Annotated in this window: 3 protein-coding genes; all 3 read left to right on the top strand. The window is 65.0% G+C overall.

All coding sequences use genetic code 11. The annotated features are described in order from the left end of the window. The coding region (dnaA, locus tag ABNT58_RS03140; protein ID WP_348752056.1) for a chromosomal replication initiator protein DnaA at nucleotides 1–1,291 on the top strand (1,291 nt) is incomplete at its 5' end. A gap of 225 nt (nucleotides 1,292–1,516) precedes the next feature. Further along, on the top strand, nucleotides 1,517–2,695 hold the full coding sequence (gene dnaN / locus ABNT58_RS03135; RefSeq protein WP_348752055.1) for a DNA polymerase III subunit beta: 1,179 nt from the start codon (nucleotides 1,517–1,519) through the stop codon (nucleotides 2,693–2,695). Between the two features lie 97 nt (nucleotides 2,696–2,792). Continuing rightward, nucleotides 2,793–3,575 (top strand): ATP-binding protein (locus ABNT58_RS03130; RefSeq protein WP_348752054.1); only part of this gene is annotated, 783 nt, incomplete at its 3' end.

Genomic DNA, 3,575 nt, shown 5'->3' with positions numbered 1-3,575 from the left:
CGACTGGATCCGGTCGCAATACGCTTCCCGCATCGAGAACGTGCTCACCGACCTGGCGGGCAAGCCGGTGCGGCTGGAGCTGATGCTGGCCCAGCGTGAAGCCGCGCTGGTCCGCCCCGTCGGCGACAGCATCGCCACCCGCGTGGCGCCCGCCGGCCAGTCGGGGGGCGCCAACGTCGGCGGCGGGGTCGCCGGCAACCCTGGCGGTGGTGCCACCAACGTGGGCGCTCCGGCGGTGGCCATCAGCCGGCCGCCGGCGCCCGCGTCTTCTGTGCACCGGCTCAACACCGCGCTCACCTTCGACACCCTGGTGCCCGGCCGCGCCAACCAGATGGCGCGCACCGCCGCGCTGCACGTGGCCGGCGCGCCCGGTCACATGTACAACCCGCTGTTCATCTACGGCGGCGTGGGCCTGGGCAAGACGCACCTGATCCACGCGGTGGGCAATGCGCTGCTGCGCGACCGGCCCGACGCGCGGGTGCTGTACCTGCATGCCGAGCAGTTCATCTCCGACGTGGTGAAGAACTACCAGCGCAAGACCTTCGACGAGCTCAAGGCCAAGTACCACAGCCTCGATCTGCTGCTGATCGACGACGTGCAGTTCTTCGCCGGCAAGGAGCGCACGCAGGAGGAGTTCTTCAACGCCTTCGAGGCGCTGGTGGCCAAGCGCTCGCACATCATCATGACCAGCGACACCTACCCCAAGGGGCTGGTGGACATCGACGAGCGGTTGACCAGCCGCTTCGACGCCGGCCTGACGGTGGCCATCGAGCCGCCCGAGCTGGAAATGCGCGTGGCCATCCTGATCAAGAAGGCCGACGCCGAAGCCTCGCCCATGCCCGAGGACGTGGCCTTCTTCATCGCCAAGAACGTGCGCGCCAACGTGCGCGAGCTCGAAGGCGCGCTGCGCAAGGTGCTGGCGTACTCACGCTTCAGCCACAAGGACATCAACATCGCGCTGGCGCGCGAGGCGCTGAAGGACCTGCTGTCGATCCAGAACCGGCAGGTCTCGGTCGAGAACATCCAGAAGACGGTGGCCGACTTCTACAAGATCAAGATCGCCGACATGTACAGCAAGAAGCGGCCGGCCTCGATCGCGCGGCCGCGGCAGATCGCGATGTACCTGGCCAAGGAAATGACGCAGAAGAGCCTGCCCGAGATCGGCGAGCTGTTTGGCGGGCGCGACCACACCACGGTGCTGCATGCGGTGCGCAAGATCGGCGGCGAACGCCAGAAGAACACCGAGCTGAACCAGCAGCTCCACGTGCTCGAACAGACCCTGAAGGGGTGAACAAGCTGCTGTCAAGTGACAAGCCTGTGGACAACTTTTGCGCAACCGGGCACCTATCCACAGGCCCTCGCGTTTTTCCGAAGTTGTTGTATGTCCGGCTCGACAATCCGGGTCATGCGGCCCACAGGCTTGCCCTCGCGGTAAATCGTTGATGGATCAGGCCAAAATCGCGTTCTCCACAGCCCGGCAGCGGCTCTACTAGAACTACCAAGTTAAGAGGAAGACATGATTGTCTTGAAAGCTCCGCAGGAAAAATTGTTGTCTGCCCTGCAGGCCGTCGCCGGTATCGTCGAACGCCGCCACACGCTGCCCATCCTGGCCAACGTGCTGCTGCGGAAGACCGGCCCCCAGATCGAGTTCACGACCAGCGACCTGGAGATCCAGGTGCGCACCCAGGCCGAGCTGGGCGGCGATGCCGCCAACTTCGCCACCACCGTGGGTGCCCGCAAGCTGATCGACATCCTGCGCACGCTGCCGGCGGACCAGGTGGTGTCGCTGTCGGCCACCCAGAACAAGCTCACGCTGCAAGGCGGCAAGAGCCGCTTCACGCTGCAGACGCTGCCGGCCGACGACTTTCCGCTGGTCAATGAAGCGGCCGAATTCGGCCCCGCGTTCAGCGTGCCGCAGAAGACGCTCAAGAGCCTGATCAACCAGGTGCACTTCGCGATGGCGGTGCACGACATCCGCTACTACCTCAACGGCATCCTGTTCGTGGCCGAGGGCCACACGCTGACGCTGGTGGCCACCGACGGCCACCGCCTGGCGTTGGCGCAGGCCACGCTCGAGACCGAGATCCCCAAGCAGGAAGTCATCCTGCCGCGCAAGACGGTGCTGGAGCTGCAGCGCCTGCTCAAGGACGAAAAGGCCGACAAGCCGGCCAAGGCTGACAAGGCCGAGAAGACCGAAGACGGCGAGGCCGCGGCCAGCGGCGACAATGCGCCGATCGAGATGCGTTTTGCCGGCAACCAGGCCAAGTTCAGCTTCTCGGGCATGGAGTTCGTCACCAAGCTCGTGGAAGGCAAGTTCCCCGACTACAACCGCGTGATCCCCAAGAACCACAAGAACGCCGTCGTGCTGGGCCGTGCACCGCTGCTGGCCAGCCTGCAGCGGGCCGCCATCCTCACCAGCGAGAAGTTCAAGGGCGTGCGCGTCAACATCGAGCCGGGCAGCCTGCGCATCGCGTCCAGCAACGCCGAGCAGGAAGAGGCCAAGGAAGAACTCGAGATCGACTATGGCGGCGACGCCATCGAGATCGGCTTCAACGTCACCTACCTGATGGACGCGCTGGCCAACATGAGCCAGGACATGATCCGGCTGGAGCTGCAGGACACCAACTCCAGCGTGCTGATCACCGTGCCCGAGCAGGCCGGCTTCAAGTACGTGGTGATGCCGATGCGCATCTGACCGGACGACCAGCGTCCAGCATCAAGCGGGCTGCGGCCCGCTTCAGCGTTTCTTATGAGGCCGCGGCCACAGCGCCGCAGCCTGCGAAGTGAGCCCCATGACCGACCCGAACACCTCCCCCACCCCCACGCCCGACGCCTACGGCGAAGGCAGCATCCAGATCCTGGAAGGGCTGGAAGCCGTGCGCAAGCGGCCGGGCATGTACATCGGCGACACCAGCGACGGCACCGGCCTGCACCACCTGGTGTTCGAGGTGGTCGACAACTCCATCGACGAAGCGCTGGCGGGGCACTGCGACGACATCATCGTCACCATCCACTCCGACAACTCCATCAGCGTCATCGACAACGGCCGCGGCATTCCCACCGGCGTGAAGATGGACGACAAGCATGAGCCCAAGCGCAGCGCGGCCGAGATCGCGCTGACCGAGCTGCATGCCGGCGGCAAGTTCAACCAGAACAGCTACAAGGTCTCGGGCGGCCTGCACGGCGTGGGCGTGAGCTGCGTCAACGCGCTGAGCAAGCAGCTGCGCCTGACCATCCGCCGCGAGGGCAAGGTGCACTTCATGGAGTTTCGAAAGGGCGTGCCGCAAGAGCGCCTGATCGAGGTGCGCGACGGCTTTGAAGTGAGCCCGATGAAGATCACCGGCGACACCGACAAGCGCGGCACCGAGGTGCACTTCCTGCCCGACGAAGAGATCTTCACCAACGTCGACTTCCACTACGACGTCCTGGCCAAGCGCCTGCGCGAGCTGAGCTTCCTCAACAACGGCGTGAAGATCAAGCTGGTGGATGAGCGCAATGCGAAGGAAGACAACTTTGCGTTTGCCGGCGGCGTGAAGGGCTTCGTCGAGTTCATCAACCAGGGCAAGAAGGTGCTG

It is taken from the genome of uncultured Aquincola sp. (genome assembly GCF_964001545.1).
Taxonomy (GTDB): Bacteria; Pseudomonadota; Gammaproteobacteria; order Burkholderiales; family Burkholderiaceae_C; genus Aquincola.
The sequence above is the reverse complement of the archived record's forward strand: the minus strand, read 5'-3'. Positions and strand labels throughout refer to the sequence as shown.

Coding starts and splice junctions, on each gene's coding strand:
- dnaN (WP_348752055.1), top strand. CDS start 1,517: ATGATTGTCTTGAAAGCTCCGCAGGAAAAATTGTTGTCTGCCCTGCAG.